Annotated in this window: 27 protein-coding genes and 1 pseudogene; 19 read left to right on the top strand and 9 right to left on the bottom strand. The window is 41.2% G+C overall.

The features are described 5' to 3' along the window. Positions 1-83 precede the first annotated feature (83 nt). The gene (locus AC04Q4_RS05540; protein ID WP_005426519.1) at positions 84-497 is read left to right on the top strand and encodes a winged helix-turn-helix domain-containing protein; all 414 of its coding nucleotides are present in this window, start codon (positions 84-86) and stop codon (positions 495-497) included. Positions 498-520: 23 nt separating this feature from the next. Here AC04Q4_RS05540 and AC04Q4_RS05535 read toward each other — a convergent pair whose 3' ends face one another. Further along, positions 521-1,900 carry a relaxase/mobilization nuclease domain-containing protein gene (locus AC04Q4_RS05535; protein ID WP_476388648.1) on the bottom strand — a complete coding sequence of 460 codons (1,380 nt, stop codon included), beginning with the start codon at positions 1,898-1,900 and terminating at the stop codon, positions 521-523. Next, positions 1,849-2,190: a plasmid mobilization protein gene (locus AC04Q4_RS05530; RefSeq protein ID WP_005426517.1), complete on the bottom strand. Its 342-nt coding sequence runs from the start codon at positions 2,188-2,190 to the stop codon at positions 1,849-1,851. The genes AC04Q4_RS05535 and AC04Q4_RS05530 overlap by 52 nt, the downstream gene beginning before the upstream one ends. Before the next feature lie 399 nt (positions 2,191-2,589). Here AC04Q4_RS05530 and AC04Q4_RS05525 point away from each other — a divergent pair, with 399 nt between their 5' ends. Further along, positions 2,590-2,949: an MmcQ/YjbR family DNA-binding protein gene (locus tag AC04Q4_RS05525; RefSeq protein ID WP_019162150.1), complete on the top strand. Its 360-nt coding sequence runs from the start codon at positions 2,590-2,592 to the stop codon at positions 2,947-2,949. A 47-nt stretch (positions 2,950-2,996) separates the two neighbouring features. Here AC04Q4_RS05525 and AC04Q4_RS05520 read toward each other — a convergent pair whose 3' ends face one another. The 3 genes from AC04Q4_RS05520 to AC04Q4_RS05510 form a co-directional block, all read right to left on the bottom strand. Then, positions 2,997-3,335: a type II toxin-antitoxin system RelE/ParE family toxin gene (locus AC04Q4_RS05520; protein WP_019162149.1), complete on the bottom strand. Its 339-nt coding sequence runs from the start codon at positions 3,333-3,335 to the stop codon at positions 2,997-2,999. Next, positions 3,322-3,495, bottom strand: a complete 174-nt coding sequence (locus AC04Q4_RS05515; RefSeq protein ID WP_005426514.1) for a hypothetical protein — start codon at positions 3,493-3,495, stop codon at positions 3,322-3,324. The genes AC04Q4_RS05520 and AC04Q4_RS05515 overlap by 14 nt, the downstream gene beginning before the upstream one ends. A 94-nt stretch (positions 3,496-3,589) precedes the next feature. Then, positions 3,590-3,853: a helix-turn-helix domain-containing protein gene (locus AC04Q4_RS05510; RefSeq protein WP_015541275.1), complete on the bottom strand. Its 264-nt coding sequence runs from the start codon at positions 3,851-3,853 to the stop codon at positions 3,590-3,592. Between the two features lie 171 nt (positions 3,854-4,024). Here AC04Q4_RS05510 and AC04Q4_RS05505 point away from each other — a divergent pair, with 171 nt between their 5' ends. After that, entirely contained in the window at positions 4,025-4,360 is a 336-nt protein-coding gene (locus tag AC04Q4_RS05505; RefSeq protein WP_476388647.1) for a hypothetical protein, read from the top strand. Positions 4,361-4,423: 63 nt separating this feature from the next. Here the strand turns inward: AC04Q4_RS05505 and AC04Q4_RS05500 are convergent, their stop codons facing one another. Beyond that, positions 4,424-4,783, bottom strand: coding sequence for a helix-turn-helix domain-containing protein (locus AC04Q4_RS05500; RefSeq protein WP_476388646.1), 360 nt, complete (start codon positions 4,781-4,783; stop codon positions 4,424-4,426). 662 nt (positions 4,784-5,445) lie between these two features. Here AC04Q4_RS05500 and AC04Q4_RS05495 point away from each other — a divergent pair. The 4 genes and pseudogenes from AC04Q4_RS05495 to AC04Q4_RS05480 form a co-directional block, all read left to right on the top strand. Further along, positions 5,446-5,748 (top strand): annotated as a pseudogene (locus AC04Q4_RS05495) (sigma-70 family RNA polymerase sigma factor); the annotation flags it as partial. Between the two features lie 12 nt (positions 5,749-5,760). Next, the gene (locus AC04Q4_RS05490) at positions 5,761-6,165 is read left to right on the top strand and encodes a tyrosine-type recombinase/integrase (protein ID WP_330604211.1); all 405 of its coding nucleotides are present in this window, start codon (positions 5,761-5,763) and stop codon (positions 6,163-6,165) included. Between the two features lie 215 nt (positions 6,166-6,380). Beyond that, on the top strand, positions 6,381-6,851 hold the full coding sequence (locus AC04Q4_RS05485; protein WP_476388645.1) for an arsenate reductase/protein-tyrosine-phosphatase family protein: 471 nt from the start codon (positions 6,381-6,383) through the stop codon (positions 6,849-6,851). A 292-nt stretch (positions 6,852-7,143) separates the two neighbouring features. Continuing rightward, positions 7,144-8,076 carry a DUF5688 family protein gene (locus AC04Q4_RS05480; protein ID WP_476388644.1) on the top strand — a complete coding sequence of 311 codons (933 nt, stop codon included), beginning with the start codon at positions 7,144-7,146 and terminating at the stop codon, positions 8,074-8,076. Between the two features lie 164 nt (positions 8,077-8,240). Here the strand turns inward: AC04Q4_RS05480 and AC04Q4_RS05475 are convergent, their stop codons facing one another. From AC04Q4_RS05475 to AC04Q4_RS05465, 3 genes are all read right to left on the bottom strand, one after another. Continuing rightward, positions 8,241-9,035: an ATP-binding cassette domain-containing protein gene (locus tag AC04Q4_RS05475; protein ID WP_476388643.1), complete on the bottom strand. Its 795-nt coding sequence runs from the start codon at positions 9,033-9,035 to the stop codon at positions 8,241-8,243. A 2-nt stretch (positions 9,036-9,037) separates the two neighbouring features. After that, a complete protein-coding gene (locus AC04Q4_RS05470) occupies positions 9,038-9,952 on the bottom strand; it encodes an ABC transporter permease (protein WP_119240385.1) in 915 nt (304 codons plus the stop codon). An 88-nt stretch (positions 9,953-10,040) separates the two neighbouring features. Beyond that, positions 10,041-11,018 carry an ABC transporter substrate binding protein gene (locus AC04Q4_RS05465; protein ID WP_476388642.1) on the bottom strand — a complete coding sequence of 326 codons (978 nt, stop codon included), beginning with the start codon at positions 11,016-11,018 and terminating at the stop codon, positions 10,041-10,043. 237 nt (positions 11,019-11,255) lie between these two features. Between AC04Q4_RS05465 and AC04Q4_RS05460 the strand changes: the two genes are divergently transcribed. From AC04Q4_RS05460 to hemZ, 12 genes are all read left to right on the top strand, one after another. After that, positions 11,256-12,020 (top strand): N-acetylmuramoyl-L-alanine amidase, encoded by a 765-nt coding sequence (locus tag AC04Q4_RS05460; protein WP_173737166.1) that lies wholly within the window; start codon positions 11,256-11,258, stop codon positions 12,018-12,020. Positions 12,021-12,226: 206 nt separating this feature from the next. Then, positions 12,227-12,820 (top strand): YdcF family protein, encoded by a 594-nt coding sequence (locus AC04Q4_RS05455; protein WP_173737167.1) that lies wholly within the window; start codon positions 12,227-12,229, stop codon positions 12,818-12,820. Between the two features lie 208 nt (positions 12,821-13,028). Next, on the top strand, positions 13,029-14,801 hold the full coding sequence (locus AC04Q4_RS05450; protein ID WP_476388641.1) for a hypothetical protein: 1,773 nt from the start codon (positions 13,029-13,031) through the stop codon (positions 14,799-14,801). Positions 14,802-14,860: 59 nt separating this feature from the next. After that, positions 14,861-15,211, top strand: a complete 351-nt coding sequence (locus AC04Q4_RS05445) for a TIGR04086 family membrane protein (RefSeq protein ID WP_173737169.1) — start codon at positions 14,861-14,863, stop codon at positions 15,209-15,211. 81 nt (positions 15,212-15,292) lie between these two features. Then, positions 15,293-15,433: a six-cysteine ranthipeptide SCIFF gene (gene scfA, locus AC04Q4_RS05440; RefSeq protein WP_015524633.1), complete on the top strand. Its 141-nt coding sequence runs from the start codon at positions 15,293-15,295 to the stop codon at positions 15,431-15,433. 142 nt (positions 15,434-15,575) lie between these two features. Continuing rightward, on the top strand, positions 15,576-16,940 hold the full coding sequence (gene scfB, locus AC04Q4_RS05435; RefSeq protein ID WP_173737170.1) for a thioether cross-link-forming SCIFF peptide maturase: 1,365 nt from the start codon (positions 15,576-15,578) through the stop codon (positions 16,938-16,940). A 15-nt stretch (positions 16,941-16,955) separates the two neighbouring features. Next, positions 16,956-19,373, top strand: a complete 2,418-nt coding sequence (gene secD, locus AC04Q4_RS05430) for a protein translocase subunit SecD (RefSeq protein ID WP_173737171.1) — start codon at positions 16,956-16,958, stop codon at positions 19,371-19,373. Positions 19,374-19,618: 245 nt separating this feature from the next. Next, complete coding sequence (recJ, locus tag AC04Q4_RS05425; RefSeq protein WP_476388640.1) at positions 19,619-21,337, top strand: single-stranded-DNA-specific exonuclease RecJ; 1,719 nt, start codon at positions 19,619-19,621, stop codon at positions 21,335-21,337. Positions 21,338-21,580: 243 nt separating this feature from the next. Next, positions 21,581-22,105: an adenine phosphoribosyltransferase gene (locus AC04Q4_RS05420; protein WP_173737173.1), complete on the top strand. Its 525-nt coding sequence runs from the start codon at positions 21,581-21,583 to the stop codon at positions 22,103-22,105. Positions 22,106-22,219: 114 nt separating this feature from the next. Beyond that, entirely contained in the window at positions 22,220-24,550 is a 2,331-nt protein-coding gene (locus AC04Q4_RS05415; RefSeq protein ID WP_173737174.1) for a RelA/SpoT family protein, read from the top strand. A gap of 22 nt (positions 24,551-24,572) precedes the next feature. Further along, a complete protein-coding gene (locus tag AC04Q4_RS05410) occupies positions 24,573-25,199 on the top strand; it encodes an MBL fold metallo-hydrolase (RefSeq protein ID WP_476388639.1) in 627 nt (208 codons plus the stop codon). Further along, complete coding sequence (gene hemZ, locus AC04Q4_RS05405) at positions 25,171-26,691, top strand: coproporphyrinogen dehydrogenase HemZ (protein WP_173737176.1); 1,521 nt, start codon at positions 25,171-25,173, stop codon at positions 26,689-26,691. The genes AC04Q4_RS05410 and hemZ overlap by 29 nt, the downstream gene beginning before the upstream one ends. The last annotated feature ends 1 nt before the right edge of the window (position 26,692 follow it).

Below are 26,692 nucleotides of genomic sequence, written 5' to 3'. Positions count from 1 at the left end.
TATATTATATTACTTGTAGAAGAAAAAAGTCAAATGGCAGATGATATATAGAATATAAAATTAATAATGTAGAGGCAATAAAGGTGAAAAAGATAGAAATTATTGAGAGAATCACAGATGCTAATGGAAGCATAAGTGAAAACATATTGACTAGCTGGGAACATAAAAACCAATTCATACCGGAAATTATAAGGTTTGGAGAATTAAAAATATATCTACAGGAACGAATTGTTAAAAAGAATGATAGTGATGTTCATCTTTCAAAATATGAATATGATATTTTACTTCTTTTAGCGAAAAGTCCAGGTAGAATATTTGGAAAAGAAATGGTTTATGATCTGGTATGGAATGAACCTTATTCCGGTGATTATAATGTGGTTATGCGACATATCTGCAATATCAGAGAAAAAATAGAAGATGATCCTGGACAACCATTATATATACAAACAGTACGAGGTGTAGGATATCGGTTTAACGGGAATTTAGGCAGCGAGTGAAATCGCTGCCTATTATTATGGTTTTACAAAGAAGGAAGTTTATTATGGGAAGATTTTTCTATTTCAGGATCATCCGGTTTTAGATACTTGGACAAGTTTTGATGTATCAATTCCAACTCTTTCATTTCTTTCCGAAAGGAAACATATTGAGTATTTATTGACTTCTTTCTGGAAATAAGCTCTGAAATTTGAGCCTGTAACTTATTGGTATTGAGCTGTTTCAGGTCTATACCATTTTCCTGTAAAATATGCTCGGCACCAGCGAAAAGGATAATTTGAGATTCATATTTACGGAAATAACGATCTGGATCTTTGGAACTTTTATAATGGTCGTCATAAATTTTATTTTTTTGATATTGTTCGGCATATTTTAGCATTTCTCGAAGATGGTGTATCTGAGACTCGAGAGAAACAACAGAGGTATTTACCTCTTTTTGCTGCATATGTAACAAGGCTATGCGGTCTTCAAGTTCTGAAAAATTATGTAGATTATGTGTGAGCATCTTGTTATATTCAGCAGAGACAATTTTTAAATTTTCTTTATTTGCCCATTTCTGAAGTCCAATGTTTTCTGCTATATTGGGAGTGTTGGTGTCTATTAACTTATTACGAACAGAAGGAACGGTAGTTCTGCGAAGCTTATTATTAATGCGTTCTTTGATACGTTCCTTAGTAAAATTTTTTCCTAAAGATTTAGCACTTCCACGCACTGGACGGGACATATCGGGAGAACGAAAGGTAATGTATTTTCTGCTGTTTTCGCCAAATTCTGCGTTTTTTATTTCATATCCTTTAGCTTCCATAAATGTAAGAAATTCTGAATAAGTGGAAACGATTCGGATTGTCTGGTTGATATCTTTTCGCAGCTGCGTTTTTTTACTGGATTCAGATTTATTTGCAGCCCATTCATTGTATTTCATTCCTTTTTTACCATCTGGCATAATTGTGGACAGGTTATGTTCCTGGCATAAAGTGTCGCTGAGATTTCGTATTTTCCAGTAATTCTTTTTACAGTCATGATAATGAGAAAAAGTGATATTATCTGCAGAACAGAAAATTAAATGGTTATGTACATGACCTTTATCAATATGTGTTGTCAGGACATAGGAGTATTTTCCATCCAGTAAGCGATCCGCAAGTTCTTTGCCTATTTGATGGGCTTCCTCATAGGAAACTTCATCAGGGGAAAATGCCTGAATCAGATGAAATGCCTTATTTGTATTGTGCGGATCTCTGCAATCATGTGTATGATCCAAAGTGTATTTAAAATCAAGAGCGGCTGTTTCGGGAGAGCAGGCAAAGGAAGAAATATATAGATTCTGGTCTGTTTTATCTGGATTACAGATGTATTCTATTGCTTTATCAACGGTTGTTTTGATACCATGGATTTTTGTAACTGCCATATTTTTTCCATTAACTCCTTTATATCGTCCAGGTCCTTTGGGTAAACTGTATTGGTACTGTTTATACGATGGGTGATCTGATTCAAATTGCTGCTGATATTGCCCAGCAGGGTATTCATTTTTCGGATATGAGAGTAGTCTACTTCATATACAAATCCATATAAGATCATTTTCCGTAGAAAGGCAGATTTGCTTTTCATCCTGGAAAGACGATATTTTTCTTCTAAAATGTATTGTTCGTCATCATTCAAATAAAATTGTACGGGATGAATTCTGGTACGTTTGCTCATTGAAATCCTCCAATTCGTTTTTTCTATAAAAAAGAGTACAAAAAAACTGTCTAACCAGTTCGGCTATGACAGTTATGGTACTTGGTTTTTTGTTGGTTTGGACAGATGTATCTGTAAGTTATTTTAACAGGACTGGGTGAAAGCGTCAAATTAAGAAATTATAAAATATGAGAGGGCCAGGGATACTCCCTGATAAATTTTGGTAGAATGAACCGGAAAGGGAATTTGACAAAATGAGCCAGTTGTCATGACACTGGCAGTGCTTGCTTCTTTTGGGGTGTAGCCTGCAAAGCAGGCTATGCAAAAGCTATAAAACATAAATGGAGCTGTGAGAAGTGGTTGAGAATATAATCCTGATAGCGTATAATCAGAGCAAGAAATCGTAAGTGAGGGATAAATTTGAAACGTGAGGAAATTTTTCAATATGTGAAAGAGCAATATGGAACTGAACCGGAATATTTATGGAAAAAAGATCCTGATTCTGCGGTGCTTCGACATAAAAATGGAAAATGGTATGCTATAATTATGGTAGTGGAAAAGAAAATACTGGGATTAGAAGAAGATGGAAACATTGACATCCTGGATGTAAAATGTGATCCTGATCTGGTTGGGATGATTATTCAAACGTATGGATTTTTACCGGGGTATCATATGAATAAGCAACACTGGATTACGATTCTTTTGGATGATTCTGTCAGTGAAGCTAAGACGCTGGATTTTCTGGATATGAGTTATGATTTAATTGACAGTGGGAAGTAATAAAAAAGGAAGCCTTTCAGAAAAATCTCTGATTGGCTCCCAGGTATTCATTCTGGATATGTATAAGTTGATCTTTGCAACAGGATATTTTCCCAATCTCGTTCATGGCGCAACACTCGGAGAATATGAATCTCTTTTGTTTCTTCCATTATAATATAAAAAATAATAGATGGCGGAAAAGATCTTTTATGTATGGAATATCCTCTGTACAGAATTTGAGTTCGGGGAAAGGCAGTACTGAACTGGCCTAAATTCTGCATTTGTTCTTTCAGATCAGATTGAAAACGGTCAGCACGTTGCTGGCCGAATTCTTCTTCAATATAATCTGCAATGTCTGTGACATCGTAAATTGCTTCCCAGGTTAAAATAATTTTATATTCTTGCATTTCTTCGTGCATCCCTTAATTCTGTGATTTTGCGAAAAGCATCTTCCAGTGGCAATTCACGACCAGCTTCCATATCATCAATTCCCCGGTCTAACATGCGGAGAAGATGATTGTTTTCCTGGTTTTTATCGGTTGTAGGGACTTTTTTTGTTAATTCCATGAAATCACTCCAATCATACGGTTTATAAATAGTGTATGTTGTTCAGAAGTATCTATCCATAGTTTAGCATAGAATGGGCAGCAATACAATTGAATTATTTTGCAGGAGCGTCCGTCAGACCAAGAAGATATTCGCAGGAAACATTAAATACTTCGGCCAGTGCGACAACTTCGTAGTCGGGAACGAAACGTGTGCCTTGTTCAATTCGCAGGATTGCCAGATCATTAAAATCATATCCTGCAAGTTGTAATTTGGCAGCGAGTGTTTTCTGAGTAAGATTATGAGCCTTTCGTAATTCTTTTACCCGTTGTCCTATTCTGTTTTTACTGTTCGTTTTTTTATCCCAATAAATAATCATTCTGATCCTCAAAAGTTTCTAAAGATGAAGTATTATTATTGATTTTAAGGAAAAATATTGTTACTATACTTCTAAAGATGAAGTTTTTGGAAAGTTTATTTGATTTTTGAAATAAGAAAATGATAATGCTGCCTGTAATGAGAAATAATTCTAATGAGAGGTGGAAAGAAGATGAATGAATTTTATGAAGCAGTATCGAATTTATTTGAGGAATTGCGCTGTGACTCCGGAGAAAGAGAATATACAGTACAGCCGGAAGAATGGAAAGAAGCAGAGAAGAATTTGAAACAAATACAAAAGAAGCTGCCACTACATCTGGAAAAAATCCCAGAGCGTGAGCAGAATTTCTGGAATAAATATCTGGATCAGTTAGAACATTTCCATTATGAAGAGGAGCAGCGGGCTTATTACCAGGGAATGATGGATGTAGTTGAGTTTCTTATTAATATAGGGGCAATAAAGAAATCCATGAATGTTAAGAGAATGATAGAAAAATATGCACGTTAAGAGTGGCGGTATGGGAAACCATACCGCTTCTTCAGAATAATTCAGATAGAATTCAAATGAATTTCAGGGATCTTGTTTATCGTGGTCTGTAGGAATTTTGTATGTGCGCAGGTATGCTTCTACGATGGCAAGGATAGCGGTAATTTGCTCATCGTTGCATTTTGACAGGTACATGAGCAGGCGCTGATAATCAAGATTATCTGTATGATTGTTTGGATAAAACAATGGTTCAGGAGGAACATTTAAAGCGCGTACCAGTTTTCTGATTTTATGAAAACTGGGAACTCGGCCCCCATTTTCAATTTTCTTTAAATATCGGCTGGACATTTCTGCTTTTTCAGCTAATTTTTCATAAGTCAATTTTTGCTCGTGTCGGGCGTTCTTAAAAAACAATCCCAGTTCTTTATCTGTTTGTTTTGGCATATGATACACCTCCATGTTTAGTGTATAGTTCCCTTTCCTGAAAGAAAATGAACTAATATTTCACTAAAAAAGAGGGTGATATTTCACTTTTTGACAGAATCAAGTAAGTCCCCTGCTTCAATTGCGAAAAGCAATAAGCAGTGGGTGGGGACTTGCTTGTATCAGGAGGAGTGCAAACTCCTTCTGATAAACTGCGGAGCAGTTATTCGGTTATGAGCAAGTAGCGAAGCGGATTGCGAATATCCGCTTGATAAGACATATAAAATTCTGAATTTCCGTAAAACAGATCCGGAGGTATTGGAAAGATTAAGAATTTTATTGTCTGGTATCATATCCGTTATTACGTGACGGATGAAATAGATAAATAGTTCAAAAAAGCAAATAAATTTCTTTACCTCAAAAAGTGAATTATATGCCACAAGAAATGATGGCAAAATATTATTTTTTGATATAAATAGCGTCCGATGGGCTAAAAACTACCCATTAGGACGTTTTTTATATACCTCAAAATACAGGAAAAACAATTTTCTCGTATTTATTAAGAAATTTTTTAAAAATTTCTTCCCACACCCCGACAAATGCACTCATCCGTTTGGGATATGTGTGAAGGGGAAGCAAGAACTTTGCTTATTGCCTACCAGCGGGGAAGGAGGTGAACTCTTATGGAGCAATCCTCTTTTCAAGATGAGCAGACAGTCAGACATCAGTTTGATTCTCTGTGCAAGCTGGCATTGAAAAGTGAAGTTATTAATTATGAAAAGCATATGGCATATCGCCAGAAGTATGAAGTGATGTTGTCAGAATTATCAGAAAAGGAGTTGAGCAGACTTTTTATAATGGATGAGCATGAAATGGAAACACATCGTTTTCAGGTTCTGGGTTACGACATAGAAGTCAAAGATGCATTGATTGCTGAAGCACTGCAGACACTTACTGAAAAGAAAAGGAATGTTGTGTTATTATCATAGTTTATGGATATGAGTGATGCAGACATTGCCAGAGAAATGAATCTTGTTTATGAATGTTTTGAACAGATTGTGAAAAACCGTAAAAAAGTAAGGGTTGAGCCGATTATAGATGGATATAGTCGATTCTTATTCCTGGATAAAAAAGATATGCCTGAGGTAGCACTCCATTGGGAAAAACATTTTCAGTGGGCGTTAGGAAAGTATAATCGTACTCATGAGGAACAAATGCCAAAGATCACGCCTCATGTATGTAGGCATACATATTGTTCTAATATGGCGAAAGCTGGAATGAATCCGAAAGCACTCCAATATTTAATGGGACATTCTGATATAGGGGTTACGTTAAATGTATATACGCATCTGGGATTAATTGATGCAAAAGAAGAGATGAATAGGATTGCAAAACTGGCATAGTATGATAAAATAATAGAAAAAAGAATTAAAAATAATCTGATTATAAGGTTCTTAGAAAGCCTGTTTTCCAGGCTGATTATTACTAAGAAGTTACTAAATTTGGATAAGAAAATATACGAATTTATGCTGTGATATACAGGAAAATGACAGGATTGAAGATTATCGGAAAATACCTGTAAACAGCGTAAATACAGCATTTCAAGGAGTTTTAAGTAATGATAGGAGTGTTATTTGTCTGCCACGGCAATATTTGCAGATCAACTCTTGCCGAGAGTGTTTTTACCCACAAAGTAAAATGCCTGGGCCTGGCAGATCAGTTTGTTATCGACAGTTTTGCAACAAGCAGAGAAGAAATCGGCAATCCACCGCACAGAGGAACAGTAAACAAGTTAAAAGAAGCAGGAATCCCATTAGTGCCGCACAGGGCCAAGCAGATAACATGGACAGATTACATTAATTTTGATTATATCATTGGCATGGATTCTGCAAATATCCGTAATCTTAACAGAATGTTGAAAAATGATCCGGAAGGTAAGATATATAAGTTTCTTACATTTGCAGGTTCTGGAAGGGATATTGCGGATCCCTGGTATACAGGAAATTTTGATGCGACTTATGAAGATGTTATGGAAGGTTGTGAGGGATTTCTGAGATATTTGGAAGAACAGGGGAAAATTCGGCACTGAGATTCCCATATCAGACATAGAGCAAAAATAACAAAATAAATGTGACAGTAAAGAGCAGCTTTCGGCTGCTTTTTCTGTCGATGAAAACTTCTTTACAAATGTGAAAATATCTTTTATACTGTTCCATACAGCAGACAACTCAGCAGAAAGCATCTGTTTTCTGCACGAAAAAATCTCTTACAGATCTATTAATTCAATTCAATCTAAGACTGTACATTAATTTATACGATGTATAGTCATCTATCTTATCATGGACATTCGTCCGCATGTTTCGCAGAAAGGAAAGCAGAATATGGAAAATGGATATGAAACTTTTATTACGGATCTGAGAAAACTTCTTCTTGCAGCTATGGAGCTTGAGGAAGGGAAGATATATTTCGCCAGGAAAGGAGAGATGTATGGCTGCACAGGAGACAGGCTTTTTGTGGAGTGCGGATCTGTTGACAAAACACGTCAGGTCTGCGGGCTGCATACAGAAGAACTTTATGAAAGATACTGTCAGGAACACAAGCTTGAGAATATCATCCACGATTGTATCCGGGAAATCAAAAATGCCAGGGAGACCTGTGTAGTCTGTGATGTTGAAAATATGGATAATTATGAGAAAATAAAAGGAAGACTCTTTATCAGGCTTCTTAATGCAGATAAAAACAGAGATGTGCTGAAAGATACGATTTATCATCAGGTAGGGGATATTGCACTTGTTCTTTATTATCTCGCAGGGGAAAAAGAAGGCTATATTTTAAGTACAAAAGTTAAAGACAAATTTTTGAAAAAGTGGGGAAAAGACAGAGAGGTTGTTTTTGAGTCAGCTCTTGTGAATACTTATTTTATCAGTCCGCCAAGAATCTATCACTGGGAAAAAATGCTCTTTGATAAGGAATATGCGGGAGACAATTTCATGGATATTCTGAGTCAATATAAACCGAACAGGGGCATTTCCGGAAATTGTCTCAGCACGGAAAAACGTACCAATGGAGCTACAGCGATTTTTCTTCCTGGAGTGGCCAGACGGCTGGCAGAGCTTCTGGAATCTGATTTATATCTGGTGTTTACCAGTATTCATGAAGTGATGGTACACAGTACTGAAGTTGTCTATCCAGAGGATTTGCAAGGAGTTCTTCTGGATACAATAAAAAAGGCAACACCAAAAGAAGATTATCTTACTTCATCTATTTATCGTTACAGCAGAATGAACGGGGAATTTACAGTAGAAATAAAGTAAGAAAATCAGAAAAAGTTCGAAAAAAGAAAGAACCGGATTAAATCTCATAGTACAAATAATGAAATTTCTTCTGGTTCTTTCTATATAATATGTATTTGATCAGATCAAGTAAGTTCCCTGTTAAAAGCAATATACAGAGTGTGCAGACTGATTATGAAACTCTTCTAGCTGAGCAGCGCAGAATCATTGGAAAATTCCTCACCGCTTGCTTCCTCGAATTTATCAAGAAGATCTTTTACAGTAAGTTTCTTTTTCTCTTCGCCCTGGATGTCCAGAATGATCTTTCCTTCCCACATCATGATCAGGCGATTGCCGTGGGTAATGGCATCACGCATATTGTGGGTGATCATCATGGTTGTAAGGTGATCACGGTTTACGATCATATCTGTGATCTCAAGAACTTTGGCAGCTGTTTTCGGGTCAAGGGCAGCTGTGTGCTCATCCAGAAGAAGAAGCTGAGGTTTCTTCAAAGTGGCCATAAGAAGCGTCAGAGCCTGACGCTGTCCGCCGGAAAGGAGACCTACCTTTGAAGTAAGACGATCCTCAAGACCAAGACCAAGGATTTTCAGAAGTTCATGGTATTCTTCACGTTCCTGGCGAGTGATGCCCGGACGGAGAAGACGGGATTTGCCGCGGCGTTTTGCAAGAGCAAGATTCTCTTCAATACCCATGGTGGCAGCAGTTCCTGTCATAGGATCCTGGAACACACGGCCAAGATAAGCTGCTCTTTTGTATTCGGAAAGTCTGGTAACATCTGTTCCACCGATAATGATCTTTCCGGAATCTACTGGCCAGGCACCGGCAACGGCATTCAGCATTGTAGATTTACCGGCACCATTTCCACCGATGACTGTAACAAAATCGCCTTCGTTCAGGTGGAGATTCACGCCATTTAAGGCAACCTTTTCATTGATGGTGCCTGGATTAAATGTTTTGTGGATATCTTTTAATTCCAGCATGATTATTTACCTCCCTGTTTGGCTTTTGTGAAATATCTGCCTTTCCAATATGGGAAAGCAAGGAACAGTGCAACAACAAGAGCAGAAAGCATTTTCAGAAGGTCTGTATCAATACCCATCCAAATAACAACCTGAAGAACCAGATAGTAGAGAATAGAACCGAATACAACGCTTAGAAGTTTCAGCGCAAAGTTGCGGAAAATACGGCTGAAAATAGCTTCTCCAATGATGACTGCGGCAAGGCCGATGACGATGGAACCTCGTCCCATATTGATATCTGCGAATCCCTGGTACTGTGTAAGGAGAGCACCGGAAAGAGCAACAAGTCCGTTGGAAAGCATCAGACCGAGAACTTTATTGAAGTCTGTGTTGATACCTTGTGCGCGTGACATGCTCGGATTACATCCGGTCGCACGTAAAGAGCAGCCAAGCTCTGTTCCAAAGAACCAGTAGAGAACAGCAATCAGAAGCAAGATCATTATAGCTACAATAAAAAGTGTGTTTTGTGTCAGTGTAACACCTTTAACACGACGAAGGGAAACAAGCAGGTTATACTTGTCAACATTGATTGCCTGGTTTGCTTTTCCCATAATCTTAAGATTTACAGAATAAAGGGAAAGCTGTGTCAGGATTCCGGCAAGGATGGCCGGGATTCCCATGAAAGTGTGAAAAATACCGGTGGCAAGTCCGGCCAGAAGACCGGCTCCTGTTGCTGCCAGCATAGACATCCATACATTGTGTCCGCTGAGCATCATCATGATACATACAGCACCACCTGTACATAAGGTTCCGTCTACGGTAAGATCCGCAATGTCAAGGATACGGAACGTAATGTACACGCCGATTGCCATGATTCCCCAGATAAGCCCCTGCGCGGCAGCTCCTGGGAGTGCAGTGATTAAACCCATGATCTGCATATTAAATATCCTCCTCTTTTTTATGCACGAACAGCGAGAAGGGGAAATCCCTTCTCGCTGTATCCGTGCATAACAGGTTTTTTACTGATTATTCAGCTGTTTCTTCTGTTTTAATTGCTTCGTACCCGTCTGGAATCTTGATTCCAAGCTCATCACAGATGTCTTTATTGTATTCTTTTGTGAATTTCGGTGCATACTCAATTGGCATTTTGGAGATGTCTTCGCCATCCTGAAGAATACTTACTGCCATCTCACCTGTTTTGTATCCAAGGTCGTAGTAGTTGATGGAAAGTGTTGCTACACCGCATGACTGGCAGATACCTTCCTCGCCTGCGATTACAGGAACTTTTGCCGGAAGACAGATGTTGTTGATGATCTCTGTGTTGGAAGCAACTGTATTATCTGTTGGTACATAAATTACGTCACTGTCATTGGCAGCTGTGGTAACAACAGAAGAAAGATCATTGGAATCGGAGAATGCGTAATACTCGCATGTGTATCCAAGCTTCTCAAGAGCGTCCTTGACAGTGTCTACCTGATACTGGGAGTTTGGCTCTGCGGAGCAGTAAAGAAGTCCCACATTCTTGGCATCAGGGAAAAGTTCATGAAGCATATCAGCCTGCTCATCAAGTGGAGCGAGGTCAGATGTACCGGAAATGTTTCCGCCTACAGTTCCATCGAAATCATCGATTCCAAGAGCAACACCGTACTCGGTAACAGCTGTTCCAAGGATCGGGATATCGGATGTTCCTGCTGCAGCAGCCTGAAGAGATGCAGTTGCATTAGCAAGAATCAGGTCAGCTCCCTCAGAAACAAAGCTGTTGATGATAGTGGAACAGGTATTGGAATCACCCTGTGCATTCTGCTCGTCGAATTTTACGGAATCGCCCATCTTTTCAGTAATGGCATCTTCGAAACCTTTTGTTGCTGCATCCAGTGCATCATGCTGAACCAGCTGGCAGATGCCGACCGTATAAGTTTTTTCTTCTTTCGCGCTTACGGTGGCTGCACAGGTTCCTGTTACAAGAGCAGCTGCAAGTACAGCTGTTAAAATACGCTTTTTCATATTGTTTTCCTCCTCATGATATGGCTGCGCTCTTTTTTTACTGGCGTAACTCTGATTGAGTTAGTATAACGCTTTAACGCTTAAAAGTCAAGAAGAATTAACGCGAAAGTACATTAAGTGAGAAAATATAAATGATTGGCAGGTAATGAATCTATAGTGTCAAAAGTTTTTTGAGATGCACACGAAAGAAAACAGCACATATCCTATTATGAGTGGATATTTAGAGAGGATAAAGAAATGGCATATAAGATCGTACTGGATGCCGGACATGGCGGAGAAGATCCAGGTGCAATATATAAAGACTGTAAAGAAAAAGATGATAATCTGAGCCTTGCTCTTGCAGTGGGCAAAATCCTGGAAGATAATGGAATAGATGTAGTTTACACACGAAATACAGATATTTATCAGACTCCTTTTGAAAAAGCACGGTTTGCCAATGAAGCTGGAGCAGATTATTTTATTTCTTTTCACAGAAACAGCAGTCAGAAACCCGGACAATACAATGGAGTAGAAGTGCTGGTTTATGATAAGAAGGGTATTAAGTATCAGATGGCAGAAAACATTGTAGGAGCACTTGGCGAGCTGGGATTTAAGGAACTTGGAGTGAAAGAACGCCCTGGCCTTGTAGTACTGCGCAGGACCAAAATGCCGGCACTCCTTATAGAAACCGGATTTATTAATTCGGATAAAGATAATCAGCTTTTTGAAGAAAAATTCCAGGAGATTGCAAAGAGTATTGCAGATGCGATACTGGGGACACTAGATGAGGAGACATTGGAATCTCCATTGTATTATCGTGTTCAGACAGGAGCTTTCCGAAACAGAGAGAATGCAGACAGGATGCTGTACTTGCTGGTAGATCAGGGATTTCCTGCTTTTATTTTGAAGGAAAATGATCTCTATAAGGTTCAGGTTGGGGCGTATCTTCAGCTGGGAAATGCAGTGAATATGGAACAGAGACTTAGAGATGCAGGGTATAGTACTGTGATTGTAACCAGATAAAAGATCTATTTTAAATGAAGTATCGCAAAAGCTGCTTGAATCCAGGAACAGCAGTCTGTAAATCTTAGAACAAAATAAAGTGCTTTTGGCTGTGCAGGAAGTTAAAAGAATGTTATATTATTAATAAATTTAACCAGATCAGGTAAGCGCTTTGTAGGAATACGAAGTGAAATAAGCAGTAGGCAGAAAGAAAGGACACAGGAAAAATGTACGATGAATTTTTAAAGCAGATAGAAGAGTTCATTTTTATAGAAGATAAACCGGAAAAAGCAGATGTGATCTTTGTCCCGGGGAATGGATATCCTCAGATGGCAGAAAAGGCGGCAGAACTTTACAGGCAGGGACTGGCACCAAAGATATTGCCCAGCGGCAGGTACAGTGTTACAGTTGGAAAGTTTGGCGGAGTTCTGGATAAAAAAGAAGATTACAGAGAGGATTATGAGTCAGAGTGGGATTTCCTTAGAGATGTTCTTATGAAAAATGGAGTACCGGAGGATACGATCCTAAGAGAAGATCAGGCGACCTTTACCTATGAAAATGCAATTTATTCCAGACAGGTCACAGACAGAGAACACCTGGATATCAAAAAGGCGATTCTCTGCTGTAAATCCTGTCATGCAAGGCGTGCACTGATGTACTATAAGCTGCTTTATCCGGATACAGAATTTTATGTAATTCCATGTTGCGTGGATTCGATCAATAAATACAACTGGAGTAAGACAAATGAAGGAATTGATGAGGTAATGGGGGAAATAACACGAATAATTAAACAATTTTCTATAATGCTTAAAAAAAAATAATTTGGGGGTGTCGTAAAAAAAAGAATTGTGTTATAATGCTTTTGACGAAAAAACGAAATATCTGTTACGAAAGATTAACAAGATATTAATTTTTAAAGAAAAATTGGTTCGGGCGCGTGGCAAATGCGTTCGATATTTTATATAAAAGTATTTTCAGATAAATAGCGAACATAAATTGAAGATTTTGAATATAGAGGTGCATATTATTATGAAAAAGAACACAAAGAATACTTTCAGCAAAGGCTTTTCTATACTGGCAGCAGCAGCTCTGTCCATGACGCTTATCAGCGGACAGGCTTTACCAACTTATGCAGGAAGCAGTTCAGGTATTGAGTCTGGTGCTGTGATTCCGGATAATATTACTATTGATAACCCTACAGCTCTGTCTAATGTGACTCTTCCATCTAATTCATATGGAAGTCTTTCCTGGGTGGACGGTTCTTATGTGCCGGAGAAACGCGTGCAGTCATGTGCGGTTGTATTTAAGCCATCGTCAGGTGCGGATCTTTCCGGCCTTCCAGGATGGGACAGCAGTTCAGGAACTCTTACCGGATATGTGACAGTTGTTGTTAATAGTTTTGATAGCTCTTCAGATGAGAATGAAAGTGCGGAGACTTCCGGTGAAGATTCAGAAGATAGTTCCAATGAAGAAACAGCAGAGAATGGAAATGTCAACGAGAGTGATTCTTATGAGAATAACAGTGATACTGAGGATGATAATAACAAAGACAATGCGGATGTAACAGAAATACCGGATGCTCAGGAGCCTTCCTCTGATAAGACAGATACAGATAATGATAATACTGATGAGAAGAAGGATAATGCCGAAGACAGCACAACGGATAACATTGCAGATAAAGACAGTACAGATAAAGACAGTACAGATGGGGATACTATAGATAACGTAGATCCAGATGTTACCGAAACGCCAGAAGCAACTGTAACACCTTCTGAACATGAAAATAGGGCTGACCAGGATAAAAATCCAAACGGCAGCGAAGATAAAAACGGGAATAATGATGCAGATGCTGCCCAAACCCCGGAAACAACTGTAACTCCGGCAGAGGATGACAGCAGGACAGATAGTTCCGCAGATACAGACAAAAAGGACAGCAAAGAAGATGAAACACCAGATGTAACAGAAATACCGGAAGAAGATAAGGACAATATTTTTGATCGCAAAGATGAGGAAGAAGATAAACGTCCTCAGAATGCAGGAACTGATCTGACGGAAACAGAGAAGGAGCAGACAGCAATCCAGAACCATACATGTGACGGAATCACAGTATCCGGCATCGACCTTCCATGGTATGTACAGTTCCGTGTTTCCGGCGGCGAGGATTATGAATTTGCCAATGCGGAAGATGCAACGATCTTCAAATCTTATGAATTTGAACTCTGGGATACACAGAAAAACACAGAATACAAGATTCCGGACGGTGAGTATATCAGTGTAACCGTTCCGGTAAAAGCTGGCTATACATATTCAATCGAACATCTTCTTGATAACGGAGCAATGGAGACGATTATCCCGAGTGTAGATGGAGGAACCATGACTTTCAGTACTCATTCCTTCAGCCCGTTTGGTATTGCAGGAAGCAAGTCTCTGGTAGGCCCGGATGCAGGAACTGACAGCAGCAGTGATATTACGAAGACTACACCTGCTGCGGCTTCTTCAACAGATACGACAAGTTCTTCTGATACATCAGATATAACAGACTCTGATGGAACAGAAAATACAGACAGTGCAGCCGATCTGGACACATCCGCTGATCTTTCATCAGGAACCGCCGATCTTGAAGAAACTTCTTCACAGAACAGTACTTCCGGTGCTGAGCCAGAGGATGAATCTTCACAGGCTACTTCCAAAAAGCAGGTAAATACCGGTGATAATACTCAGATCCTTCCGTTTGTGATCCTGTTTGTTGCAGCAGCAGTTGTGGCTGGCGTGGCAGTATTTTTCAAGAAAAGAAAGAAATAAAAGAAACAGAGAATAACGAAAAAAGCCTTCCCATATAATGACCATGGGAGGGCTTTTTTATGAGGTTAAAAGCGGTATTGCGGTCACTGCTTCTGGCTTATGGTCTGACAGGACTTCTTCTTTTACTTCTGGCTTTTGTCTTATTTCGGTTTGAGCCAGGTGAGGGAACTGCGGCGGCTGGAATCACTTTTATTTATGTGGCATCCTGTCTGACGGGAGGGTTTGCAGCAGGCAAGATCATGAGGAAAGACCGATATCTCTGGGGAATCATTACGGGACTTTCCTACTATGTATTACTGCTTATTGTTTCTTTCATGGCACAAGGGAAATGGGATATGACTTTTGCCCATGCAGTGACTACTTTCTTTATGTGTCTGGGGGGTGGAGCACTTGGGGGAATGCTGTCATAAAAGCTTGCAAAAAAATGCTTTGAAAATCAGTAATTTTATGCTATACTAGGCGAAGATAGAATACATAAAGGAGGATATATCATGGAACATATCAAGACATTAAATACAAAGAACCTTCAGAACACGGTTAAGAAGGGTGGATGTGGCGAATGTCAGACATCCTGCCAGTCTGCTTGCAAGACTTCCTGTACAGTAGGAAACCAGAGCTGCGAGCATAAATAAGAAGCAGCCGTTGAATGAGTGGAAAGCAGCGGGGATCCGCTGCTTCACTTGTTTTATCTGAAAGTAACAGGTATCCAGCAAAACGCGCCGGAGGGCGCGTTTTGTCGGGTTATAAAAAGATTTTTAGAAAGGATTGCGGGAAATGAGTCTGATTCACCGTTATCAGAGTAATGGATATAATATCGTGCTGGACATCAACAGCGGCTGTATCCATCTTGTAGATGAAGTAACCTATGAGGTGCTGCCATATCTTGAGGAAGGCATGGAGACGGAGGTCATTGCACAGAAGCTTGGCGACCGTTTTAAGAAAGAGGATGTGGAAACATCTGTAACTGAATGTAAGAAGCTTCAGGAACAGGGAATGCTTTTTACAAAAGATATTTATGAGAATATTATTGATGAATTTACCAGGAACCGCCAGACAGTTGTAAAGGCACTCTGCCTTCATATCGCACACGACTGTAATTTGGCATGTCGCTACTGTTTTGCAGAGGAGGGAGAGTATCACGGAAGACGTGCGCTGATGTCTTTTGAAGTAGGAAAGAAAGCACTGGATTTCCTGATCGCAAACTCCGGTTCCAGAAAGAATCTGGAAGTAGATTTCTTCGGCGGCGAGCCGCTTATGAACTGGCAGGTTGTGAAAGATCTTGTAAAATACGGAAGAGAGCAGGAGAAGCTCCATAATAAAAAATTCCGTTTTACACTGACAACCAACGGTGTTCTTTTAAATGATGAGGTAATGGAATTCTGCAATAAGGAGATGGGAAATGTAGTATTAAGTGTGGACGGAAGAAAAGAAGTTCACGATTACATGCGTCCATTCCGTAAAGGTGCAGGCAGCTATGACCTGATTATGCCCAAATTTAAGAAATTTGCAGAATCCAGAAATCAGGACAAGTATTATGTAAGAGGAACTTTTACTCATCATAATCTTGATTTTTCCGAGGATGTACTGCATCTGGCTGACCTTGGATTCAAACAGATCTCTGTTGAGCCTGTTGTAGCAGCAGATACAGAAGAGTATGCTATCCGCGAGGAGGACATCCCTCAGATTCTGGAACAGTACGACATTCTTGCGAAAGAGATGATCAAGAGAGAGAAAGAGGGAAAGGGATTTAACTTCTTCCATTTTATGATCGACCTTACCGGTGGTCCATGCGTATACAAACGTCTTTCCGGATGCGGCTCAGGAACGGAGTATTTGGCTGTTACACCGTGGGGGGATTTTTATCCATGTCACCAGTTTGTCGGTGAGGAACAGTACCTTATGGGTAATGTAGACGAAGGAATCACAAAACCTGAGATCGTAAAAGATTTCGGCAGATGCAACGTCTATACGAAACCGGACTGCAAGGACTGCTTTGCCAGATTCTACTGCAGCGGTGGCTGTGCAGCAAACGGCTACCATTTCGGCGGAGATATCCAGGGGAATTATAAGATCGGATGCGAACTCCAGAGGAAGCGTGTGGAGTGCGCTATCATGATAAAAGCCGCTTTGGCGGAATAAGAGAGGAAAAAGAAAATGAAGAAAAGTAGAGGAATTGCAGTGCTGCTTCTGACGGCGATCGTCACAGTATTCTTCTGCTATGTGGCTGCAGTGGGCATTGGCCCTACAGGTACAGGTTCGGCTAAGAACATCAATACCGGACTTGATCTTGCCGGCGGTGTCAGCATCACATACCAGGCTAAGGACAGCAATCCGAGCAAGGAAGACATGTCCGATACTGTCTACAAGATGCAGCAGCGTGTCTCTCAGTACAGTACTGAGGCACAGGCGTATCAGGAAGGTTCCAACCGTATCACTATTGAGATTCCGGGAGTATCAGACGCGAATGCGATCCTGGAAGAGCTTGGAAAACCAGGTTCCCTGTATTTCATTGATCAGACAGATGCAGACGGAAATCAGAACTTTACAACAGGAAACAGCGAGAGCGGATATGTCCTTGCAAGAAGCATTGAGGACATCCAGAAAGCAGGTTCTGTTGTGCTGGAAGGTACAGATGTTGCAGATGCTGAGGGAGGAGCTTATCAGGATTCATCCACAAGCACCCAGAAATATGCAGTCAGCCTGACTCTTACAAAAGATGGGAAAACCAAATTCGCAGAAGCTACCAAGGCTAATGTTGGAAAGCAGATCGCGATCGTATATGATAACCAGATTTTGAGTGCTCCGAATGTCAATGAGGAGATTTCCGGAGGAAAAGCTCAGATTACCGGAATGTCCAGCACAGAAGAAGCTCAGAATCTTGCATCTTACATACGAATCGGTTCTTTAAGCCTTGAGCTTACTGAGCTTCGTTCCAGTGTAGTAGCTGCGCAGCTTGGTGAGGAGGCTATTGCAACAAGCGTAAAAGCAGGAGCTATCGGTCTTGTGATCGTTATGCTGATCATGATCATTGCATATCGTATCCCTGGTCTTGTAGCATCTGTTGCTCTGATCCTTTATACTACATTAATGCTGATCACACTGAATGCCTTTGATATCACCCTTACGCTTCCGGGCATTGCAGGTATCATACTGGGCATTGGTATGGCAGTGGATGCCAACGTTATCATCTATGCCAGAATCAGGGAAGAGATTGCAGCAGGACTTTCCGTTCATGCAGCGATTAAGAGTGGATTCAGTAAAGCGTTCTCCGCTATTTTTGACGGAAACATCACAACACTGATTGCAGCCTGCGTTCTGATGTGGCTGGGTTCCGGCTCTGTTAAGGGATTTGCCTACACACTGGCTATGGGTATTGTGATCTCCATGTTCACAGCACTGGTCGTATCTAGATTTGTAATCAATGCAGTCTTTGCAGTAGGTGTCCGTGATCCGAAATTTTACGGCGTTGCCAAAGAGCGTAAGGTTGTGGATTTTATTGGAAAGAGAAAGATCTTCTTTACTATTTCCGTTATTCTGATCCTCTGCGGACCTGTGGGAATGCTGATCCACAGCAATGTGATCGGTGATAAAGCCATGAACTACAGTCTGGAGTTCTCAGGTGGTACATCCACAAATGTGACCTTTAACAAAGAGATGGACATCAAGGAGATTGATTCTGAGGTAACACCGGTTGTTGAGTCAGTTACAGGAGATAAGAATGTACAGCCGACAAAAGTTCAGGGAACCAATCAGGTAGTGATCAAAACACGTTCTCTGGATCTCAGTGAGCGTGAAGCACTGAACAAGGCTCTGGAGGAGAATTTTGATGTAGATACAAGTCTTATCACGTCTGAGAATATTTCCGCCACAGTCAGCAATGAGATGAGAAGAGATGCCATTGTAGCTGTTATCGTAGCTGCGATCTTTATGCTTCTTTACATCTGGTTCCGTTTTAAAGATATCCGTTTTGCAAGCAGTGCGGTACTTGCACTTCTTCATGACGTTCTGGTTGTACTTGCGTTCTATGTTATTTCCAGAACATCAGTTGGTAATACATTTATTGCTTGTATGCTGACCATTGTCGGTTATTCCATCAATGCGACGATCGTTATCTTTGACCGTATCCGTGAGAACATGAAGGGCAGAAAGAAAGTTGAAGATGAGAAACTGAAAGAGATTGTAAACACAAGTGTTACAGAAACTCTGACACGAAGCATTTACACATCCCTGACAACTTTCGTTATGGTTGCGATCCTTTACGTTATGGGAGTTTCTTCCATTAAAGAGTTTGCCGCACCTCTGATGGTAGGTATCATCGGCGGAGCATATTCTTCTGTATGCATTACAGGTGCACTGTGGTATACAATGAAGACTTTCGGAAAGAACCGCGTTGTCGTACCGGCAGCTGCAGCAGCATCCGCTCAGACTTCCACTGGGAAAAAGGCAAAACAGCCGTCCGGACAGCCTGCAGCTCCGCAACAGCCAAAGAAGAAAAATCGTAAAAGAGTTGCAGACCGCCTTGCAGCGCAGGAAGCAGCAAAACAGCAGAATGAGGAAGAAAAATCTGAATAAGAGCTGTTAAAAGATAAAAAAACGTTTCGTATGGGGAAGAAGTATTTTTCCCTGCGGGACGTTTTTTTTATTACAGGTAATCATTCCATAATGTTCCAATAACGTAAAAAAGTCCTGAGGACAGGATCTGTTCGATTCGTTCTTACGTTTTTATACTTGCAGGTATACTGGCTTATGAGTTACAATATCGTTATTGTGTCGCTTGACAAGATGAAAGCGGCAAAGCAGTTCAAGGAGGAAACAACATGGAACGATGGGTTGTTGCTGCAAAACGTGCAGATTTTACAGCAATTGGAAAAGAATTCGGGATCGATCCTGTGATCGCTAGGCTGATTCGGAACCGCGATGTACAGGACAAAGAAGAAATCCGCAGATATCTTCATGGAACAGTGGAGGAGCTGGCTTCTCCACATCTTATGAAAGATGTGGATGAAGCTGTAGAGATTCTGCGAAATAAGATAAAAGAAAAAAAACAGATCCGGATTATCGGAGATTATGATATTGACGGTGTAATATCTACATTTATCCTGCTTAAAGGACTGAAACGGGTAGGTGCATATGCAGATACATATATTCCTGACCGAGTATCAGATGGATACGGGATTCACGAGCATCTGATCGAGAAGGCACTTGCAGATGGAATTGATGTGATCGTTACCTGTGACAATGGAATTGCAGCATATAATGAAATTGCGATGGCAAAAGAAAAAGGAATGACAGTGATCGTAACAGACCATCATGAGATTCCATATAAAGAAACGGAAAACGGCCGTGAGCTAATTTTTCCTCCTGCAGATATTATTGTAAATCCAAAGCAGCCGGACTGCAGATACCCGGAAAAAAGACTCTGCGGTGCTGTAGTTGCACTGAAGCTTGTGACAGCTCTCTATGAAGCCTGCGGGATCCCGGAGAGAGAACTGGAAGATTTTATAGAACTGGGAGCTATTGCAACAGTTGGAGATGTAATGGATCTTCAGGGAGAAAACCGTATTCTTGTAAAAGAAGGACTGAAAAGGCTTTCCCACACATCTAATAAAGGTTTACGGGAATTGATTCGTGCAAATGGTCTGGAAGACGGAGAGATCACAGCTTATCACGTGGGATTTGTGCTGGGACCATGCATCAATGCCAGCGGAAGACTGGATACGGCAGCCCGTTCTCTGAAGCTTCTCTGTGCAGAGACAGAGGAAGAAGCTGCGAAACTTGCAGGTGATCTGACTGCGCTGAACCAGAGCCGTAAAGCTCTTACAGAAGAGGGAAAAGAAGAAGCGATTCGCATTGTAGAAGAGACGGAAATCGGACAGGACCGTGTACTTGTGATCTTTTTGCCAGACTGTCATGAAAGTCTGGCGGGGATCATTGCCGGACGTATCCGGGAAAAGTACAATAAACCGGTCTTTATTTTGACAAAAGGAGAGACCATGGTAAAGGGCAGCGGTCGTTCCATAGAAAGCTACTCCATGTTTGATGAGCTGGTAAAATGCGATGATCTTATGGAACAGTATGGAGGTCATCCTATGGCAGCAGGACTTTCCATAAAAGAAGAAAATGTGGAAGAGTTCCGAAAACGTTTAAATGAAAACTGTACATTGACAGAAAAAGATCTGAGGCCAAAGATCCTTATAGATGTGCCCATGCCGGTTTCCTATATTAATAGGGAACTTGTAGAAGAGATATCTCTTCTGGAACCTTTTGGAAAAGGCAATACCAGGCCACTTTTTGCTCAGAAAGGACTTAGGGTTTTAAGCAGCCGTATTCTTGGTAAAAATAGAAATGTGGCGAAGTTGCAGCTGTCTGATCATACGGGCTGTGTGATGGAAGCTGTATATTTTGGTGAAGCCGACGAATTTATAAATGCGGTAAAGGGAAGCAACAGTATTTCAGTTACTTATTATCCGGAGATCAATCGGTATCAGGGAAGAGAAAACCTGCAGATCGTGATACGCAATTATCTTGCAGAATAAATATTTTAACCAAATAACGGAGGAGTAGTTATTTGATGCAGAGCTGCATAGCAAAGCGGATTGCGAATAGCTACTTGACAAACAAGAGGTAAAAATTACAGAGAAAAGCTGCGTACTGGTCAATATGCAGCCAATAATCTGTCGTATTCATGCGAGTTCTGTCGGGTTGCACATTGATTCCCTACAGAAAAAGTGCTATACTATCTATCATCTGATTGACAAATTACGCCATTGGAGGTTATTATGAAAAAAATAGAAGAATATGTAAGAAGTATCCCGGACTTTCCAGAGCCAGGGATTATTTTCCGTGATGTTACCAGTGTTATCCAGGATGCAGATGGATTACAGCTTGCTATTGATTCCATGCAGGATTGTCTGAAAGATGTTGATTTTGATGTGATCACTGGACTCGAGTCCAGAGGCTTTATTTTTGGCATGCCGATCGCATACAATCTTCATAAACCATTTGTTCTGGTCCGCAAGGCGGGAAAACTTCCATGTGAGACAGTTTCCAGAACTTACGATCTGGAATACGGAAGTGCAACGATCGAGATGCACAAGGATTCCATCAAGCCAGGACAGAAAGTAGTTATCATTGATGATCTTATTGCAACCGGTGGAAGCGTAGAAGCAGCCATTAAGCTTGTAGAGGAGCTTGGTGGTGTTGTGGTAAAGGTTGTTTTTCTCATGGAGCTTGCAGGACTTAAGGGACGTGAACGTCTGAAAGGTTATGATGTAGCATCTGTGATCCGTTATGACGGAAAATAATATTTTTCTGTCAGCTGGAAAGGGATGTGGGCTGTTGTGTGATCGCAGCAGTGTGGCGTTGCTGGACATGAAGTGAGCAGTAACAGGAAATTGTGCACAGGCAGGTGGGATTTAATGGCGGAGATGAAGAATACAGAAAAACAGAACATTGGAATACAGAAGGAAGAAGAAAAAGAAAAACTGGAATCTGTCAAAAAGGCAGATGCGGCGGTAAAATCCATGCATGACTTTACAAGTCCGGAGGTTCTCTATGAAGAACTGATAAAGAGTGTAAGGAAGTATCATCCGTCTGCAGATATTTCCATGATCGAAAAGGCTTATAAAGTGGCCAGTGAGGCGCATAAGGATCAGAAGCGTAAATCCGGTGAGCCTTATATCATTCATCCTCTCTGTGTGGCAATCATCTTGGCAGATCTTGAGCTGGATAAGGAGACCATTGTGGCAGGTCTTCTTCATGATGCAGTGGAAGATACCTGGATGACTTATGAAGAAGTGGAGAAGGAATTCGGTTCCGAAGTTGCTCTTCTTGTAGATGGTGTTACCAAGCTGGGACAGCTGTCCTATTCCAAGGATAAGGTAGAGGTTCAGGCTGAGAACTTGAGAAAGATGTTCCTGGCCATGGCCAAGGATATCAGAGTTATCCTTATCAAGCTTGCAGACCGTCTTCATAATATGCGTACCTTGCAGTATATGCGTCCGGAGAAACAGCAGGAGAAGGCAAGGGAGACCATGGATATCTATGCCCCGATCGCCATGCGACTTGGTATTTCCAAGATCAAGGTGGAACTGGATGATCTTTCCCTTAAATATTTGAAACCGGATGTCTATTATGACCTTGTAGAAAAAGTTGCTCTCCGTAAGAGTGCCCGAGAAGAATTTGTCAACGCTATTGTGAAACAGGTAAAGAAGCACATGGAGGATGCCAACATCAAGGCCCAGGTTGACGGCCGTGTGAAGCATTTCTTCAGCATCTATAAGAAAATGGTCAACCAGGACAAGACCATTGACCAGATTTATGACCTTTTTGCAGTGCGTATTATAGTGGACACCGTGAAGGACTGTTACGCTGCACTTGGTGTCATTCATGAGATGTATAAGCCGATCCCCGGCAGATTTAAAGATTATATCGCAATGCCGAAAGCTAACATGTATCAGTCTCTGCATACAACTCTGATCGGCCCTAACGGACAGCCTTTTGAGATCCAGATCCGTACTTTTGAGATGCATAAAACAGCGGAATATGGTATTGCAGCCCACTGGAAATATAAAGAAACATCTGATGGCAAGAAACCGGGTAAGAGTGAGGAAGAGAAGCTGAACTGGCTACGCCAGATTCTGGAGTGGCAGCGGGACATGTCTGATAACAGGGAGTTCATGAGCCTTCTGAAGAATGATCTGGATCTTTTTGCAGACAGTGTTTACTGTTTTACTCCGCAGGGTGATGTAAAAACTCTTCCAAATGGTTCCACACCTATCGATTTCGCATACAGCGTGCACAGTGCAGTAGGAAACAAGATGGTAGGTGCCAGAGTTAATGGTAAACTTGTTCCTATCGAATATAAGATCAAAAACGGTGACCGTATTGAAATTATCACATCCCAGAATTCACAGGGGCCGAGCCGTGACTGGCTGAAGATCGTAAAGAGCACACAGGCCAAAAACAAGATCAACCAGTGGTTTAAGAAAGAACTGAAAGAAGATAATATCCTGAAGGGCAAGGATATGCTGAACCAGTATGCCAAGACGAAAGGATTTAAACCAGGTCTTTATACGAAACCACAGTATATGGAATCTGTAATGCATAAATATGGTTTCCGTGACTGGGATTCTGTTCTGGCAGCTATCGGACACGGTGGCCTGAAAGAAGGACAGGTGTTCAATAAACTTGTGGAAGCCTATGAGAGAGAGCATAAGAAGAATCTTACAGACGAGCAGGTTCTGGAAGCGGCTTCTGAATCACAGGAGAAGCTTCACATTGCCAAGAACAAGAGCGGTATTGTGGTAAAAGGCATCCACGATGTGGCAGTACGCTTTTCCAAATGCTGCAGCCCGATTCCAGGCGATGAGATCGTAGGCTTTGTCACAAGAGGAAGAGGAATCACCATTCACCGTACAGACTGTGTGAATGTGCTTAATATGCCGGAGATCGACCGTAAGCGTCTCATTGAGGCTGAGTGGCAGATGCCGGATAGATCAGATTCTGAAAAGTATGAGGCAGAGATTAATGTTTATGCCAATAACCGTACAGGACTTCTGGTTGATATTTCCAAGATCTTTACAGAGAGGAAGATCGATCTTCGTTCCATCAACAGCCGTACCAACAGACAGGAACGTGCAACGATCTCTATGTCATTTAATGTATGTAGCAAACAGGAACTGAATTCCCTGATCGAAAAGATCCGTCAGGTTGAGAGCGTTATCGATGTGGAGAGAGCAACGGGCTGACCCGACAAACGGAGGAAATTTTATGAGTAAGCTTGAAATGCAGCAGTGTGTGCTGGGCCAGGTATTTACCAACTGTTATTTTCTGAAGAATAAAGAAACAGGGGAGATACTTATTGTTGATCCTGGTGATTATGCAGAAAAAATTTTCCGGAAGGTAGACATTATGCAGGGGAAACCTGTGGGGATTCTTCTGACACATGGCCACTTTGACCATATCATGGCAGTGGAGGAAGTAAAGGCGAAGTATCAGGTTCCTGTTTATGCCTGCAGACAGGAAGAGGCTATGCTTGGGGATCCGTCCCTGAATATGACGGTTTACCGGAAAGCATGTTCCATCAGGGCAGATGTGCTGCTGGATGACGGAGAGGTTTTTGAGGCAGCTGGATTTTCTGTTAAAATGTTCCACACACCGGGACATACCAAGGGAAGCTGCTGTTATTATATAGAAGATGAAGGCGTTCTTTTCAGCGGAGATACTTTGTTTTGCGGTTCTGTAGGCAGAACGGATTTCCCTGGCGGAAGTTCTGCTGAGATCGTAAGAAGCCTTCACAAACTTGTGGATACACTGCCGGAAGAAACTGAAGTTTTCCCAGGGCACGAAGCATCTACAACGATCGGTTATGAAAAGAGGTATAATCCATTTGTATAAAATTGGCATTTTGTTTCAGAACAGAGATTTTGAACATGATGTGTATGAGCTGATCAAAGCGTTTTATCCCGGAAATGAGATCATTTCTCTCTATGAGGAGGATGGAGCGGATTATGATATCCGCTTCCGGGTTTCACGTGACGAGGAAGGCTATACCATCAGTTACGATAACGGAATTGATAAACAGGCAGCTCATGGGGCTGTGATAGAAGGGCAATCCAGTGGAGAAGCTTCGGATGCCCTTATTTCTTGCGATGATACCCGCAGAAAAAATAAAGACGCTATTAAATATGCTCTGTATCAGATGCTTTCCAGGGTTACAGGAAAGACACTTCCATGGGGAAATCTTACAGGTATCCGTCCGGTAAAGATGGCTATGGGTATGCTGGAATCAGGGATGAAGAATACGGAGATTGCCAGATATATGAGAGAACAGTATCTGGTAAGCCCGGAGAAAACAGCACTTGCAGTTACCATTGCGAACCGTGAGAGGGACATTCTGAAGAATATTGATTATGAAAATGGCTACAGTCTTTATGTGGGAATTCCTTTTTGTCCAAGTATATGTCTGTACTGTTCTTTCAGCTCCTATCCGCTGGAGAGATGGCGTAAATATGTAGAGGACTATCTGGATGCCCTGATCAAAGAAATCCAGGCAGTTTCCCAGATGATGAAAAACAGAAAATTAGACACTGTCTATATTGGCGGCGGAACCCCGACTACGCTGGAACCTGATCAGCTTAGAAGACTTCTTTCGGCCATCACAGAATATTTTCCGTGTGAAGAGCTGGAGGAGTTTACTGTTGAGGCAGGAAGGCCGGACAGTATCACTTTAGAGAAGCTCCAGGCAATCAGGGAATTTCCGGTTACAAGGATTTCCGTAAATCCTCAGACTATGAATCAGGAAACGCTGGATATTATTGGCAGACGCCATACAGTAGAGCAGACAAAAAATGCTTTTTATATGGCAAGAGAAGCTGGCTTTGACAATATCAATATGGATCTGATCGTAGGACTTCCGGGAGAAGATATCACAAAAGTCCAGCATACACTGGATGAGGTAAAAGCCCTCAGGCCGGACAGTCTGACTGTACATTCCCTTGCAGTGAAGCGTGCGGCAAGGTTGAATATTTTCCGTGACAGATACCAGGAAATGACCTTTGAAAACAACCAGGAGATCATGAACCTGACCATGAAAACTGCCTATGAGATGGGAATGGGTCCATATTATCTGTACAGACAGAAGAATATGAAGGGAAATTTTGAAAACGTCGGTTATTCTGAGGTTGACAAAGCGGGGATTTACAATATACTGATTATGGAGGAAAAGCAGCCGATCATCGCACTGGGGGCAGGTGGTTCCTCTAAGCTTGTGTTTGATCACGGACAGCGGATCGAGCGTGTGGAGAATGTAAAAGATGTTACCAATTACATTTCGCGTATAGATGAGATGATCGAGAGAAAACGCCAGGGCATTGCGAAATGGCTGTAGA

It is taken from the genome of Blautia sp. HA8986 (genome assembly GCF_056504635.1).
The sequence above is the reverse complement of the archived record's forward strand: the minus strand, read 5'-3'. Positions and strand labels throughout refer to the sequence as shown.

What these genes read in the sequence shown, in the direction of transcription:
- AC04Q4_RS05535 (WP_476388648.1), bottom strand. Translation starts at nt 1,900, where the DNA reads ATGGCAGTTACAAAAATCCATGGTATCAAAACAACCGTTGATAAAGCA.
- AC04Q4_RS05530 (WP_005426517.1), bottom strand. Translation starts at nt 2,190, where the DNA reads ATGAGCAAACGTACCAGAATTCATCCCGTACAATTTTATTTGAATGAT.
- AC04Q4_RS05520 (WP_019162149.1), bottom strand. Translation starts at nt 3,335, where the DNA reads ATGCAAGAATATAAAATTATTTTAACCTGGGAAGCAATTTACGATGTC.
- AC04Q4_RS05515 (WP_005426514.1), bottom strand. Translation starts at nt 3,495, where the DNA reads ATGGAATTAACAAAAAAAGTCCCTACAACCGATAAAAACCAGGAAAAC.
- AC04Q4_RS05510 (WP_015541275.1), bottom strand. Translation starts at nt 3,853, where the DNA reads ATGATTATTTATTGGGATAAAAAAACGAACAGTAAAAACAGAATAGGA.
- AC04Q4_RS05505 (WP_476388647.1), top strand. Translation starts at nt 4,025, where the DNA reads ATGAATGAATTTTATGAAGCAGTATCGAATTTATTTGAGGAATTGCGC.
- AC04Q4_RS05500 (WP_476388646.1), bottom strand. Translation starts at nt 4,783, where the DNA reads ATGCCAAAACAAACAGATAAAGAACTGGGATTGTTTTTTAAGAACGCC.
- AC04Q4_RS05490 (WP_330604211.1), top strand. Translation starts at nt 5,761, where the DNA reads ATGAGTGATGCAGACATTGCCAGAGAAATGAATCTTGTTTATGAATGT.
- AC04Q4_RS05485 (WP_476388645.1), top strand. Translation starts at nt 6,381, where the DNA reads ATGATAGGAGTGTTATTTGTCTGCCACGGCAATATTTGCAGATCAACT.
- AC04Q4_RS05480 (WP_476388644.1), top strand. Translation starts at nt 7,144, where the DNA reads ATGGAAAATGGATATGAAACTTTTATTACGGATCTGAGAAAACTTCTT.
- AC04Q4_RS05475 (WP_476388643.1), bottom strand. Translation starts at nt 9,035, where the DNA reads ATGCTGGAATTAAAAGATATCCACAAAACATTTAATCCAGGCACCATC.
- AC04Q4_RS05470 (WP_119240385.1), bottom strand. Translation starts at nt 9,952, where the DNA reads ATGCAGATCATGGGTTTAATCACTGCACTCCCAGGAGCTGCCGCGCAG.
- AC04Q4_RS05465 (WP_476388642.1), bottom strand. Translation starts at nt 11,018, where the DNA reads ATGAAAAAGCGTATTTTAACAGCTGTACTTGCAGCTGCTCTTGTAACA.
- AC04Q4_RS05460 (WP_173737166.1), top strand. Translation starts at nt 11,256, where the DNA reads ATGGCATATAAGATCGTACTGGATGCCGGACATGGCGGAGAAGATCCA.
- AC04Q4_RS05455 (WP_173737167.1), top strand. Translation starts at nt 12,227, where the DNA reads ATGTACGATGAATTTTTAAAGCAGATAGAAGAGTTCATTTTTATAGAA.
- AC04Q4_RS05450 (WP_476388641.1), top strand. Translation starts at nt 13,029, where the DNA reads ATGAAAAAGAACACAAAGAATACTTTCAGCAAAGGCTTTTCTATACTG.
- AC04Q4_RS05445 (WP_173737169.1), top strand. Translation starts at nt 14,861, where the DNA reads ATGAGGTTAAAAGCGGTATTGCGGTCACTGCTTCTGGCTTATGGTCTG.
- scfA (WP_015524633.1), top strand. Translation starts at nt 15,293, where the DNA reads ATGGAACATATCAAGACATTAAATACAAAGAACCTTCAGAACACGGTT.
- scfB (WP_173737170.1), top strand. Translation starts at nt 15,576, where the DNA reads ATGAGTCTGATTCACCGTTATCAGAGTAATGGATATAATATCGTGCTG.
- secD (WP_173737171.1), top strand. Translation starts at nt 16,956, where the DNA reads ATGAAGAAAAGTAGAGGAATTGCAGTGCTGCTTCTGACGGCGATCGTC.
- recJ (WP_476388640.1), top strand. Translation starts at nt 19,619, where the DNA reads ATGGAACGATGGGTTGTTGCTGCAAAACGTGCAGATTTTACAGCAATT.
- AC04Q4_RS05420 (WP_173737173.1), top strand. Translation starts at nt 21,581, where the DNA reads ATGAAAAAAATAGAAGAATATGTAAGAAGTATCCCGGACTTTCCAGAG.
- AC04Q4_RS05415 (WP_173737174.1), top strand. Translation starts at nt 22,220, where the DNA reads ATGGCGGAGATGAAGAATACAGAAAAACAGAACATTGGAATACAGAAG.
- AC04Q4_RS05410 (WP_476388639.1), top strand. Translation starts at nt 24,573, where the DNA reads ATGAGTAAGCTTGAAATGCAGCAGTGTGTGCTGGGCCAGGTATTTACC.
- hemZ (WP_173737176.1), top strand. Translation starts at nt 25,171, where the DNA reads ATGAAAAGAGGTATAATCCATTTGTATAAAATTGGCATTTTGTTTCAG.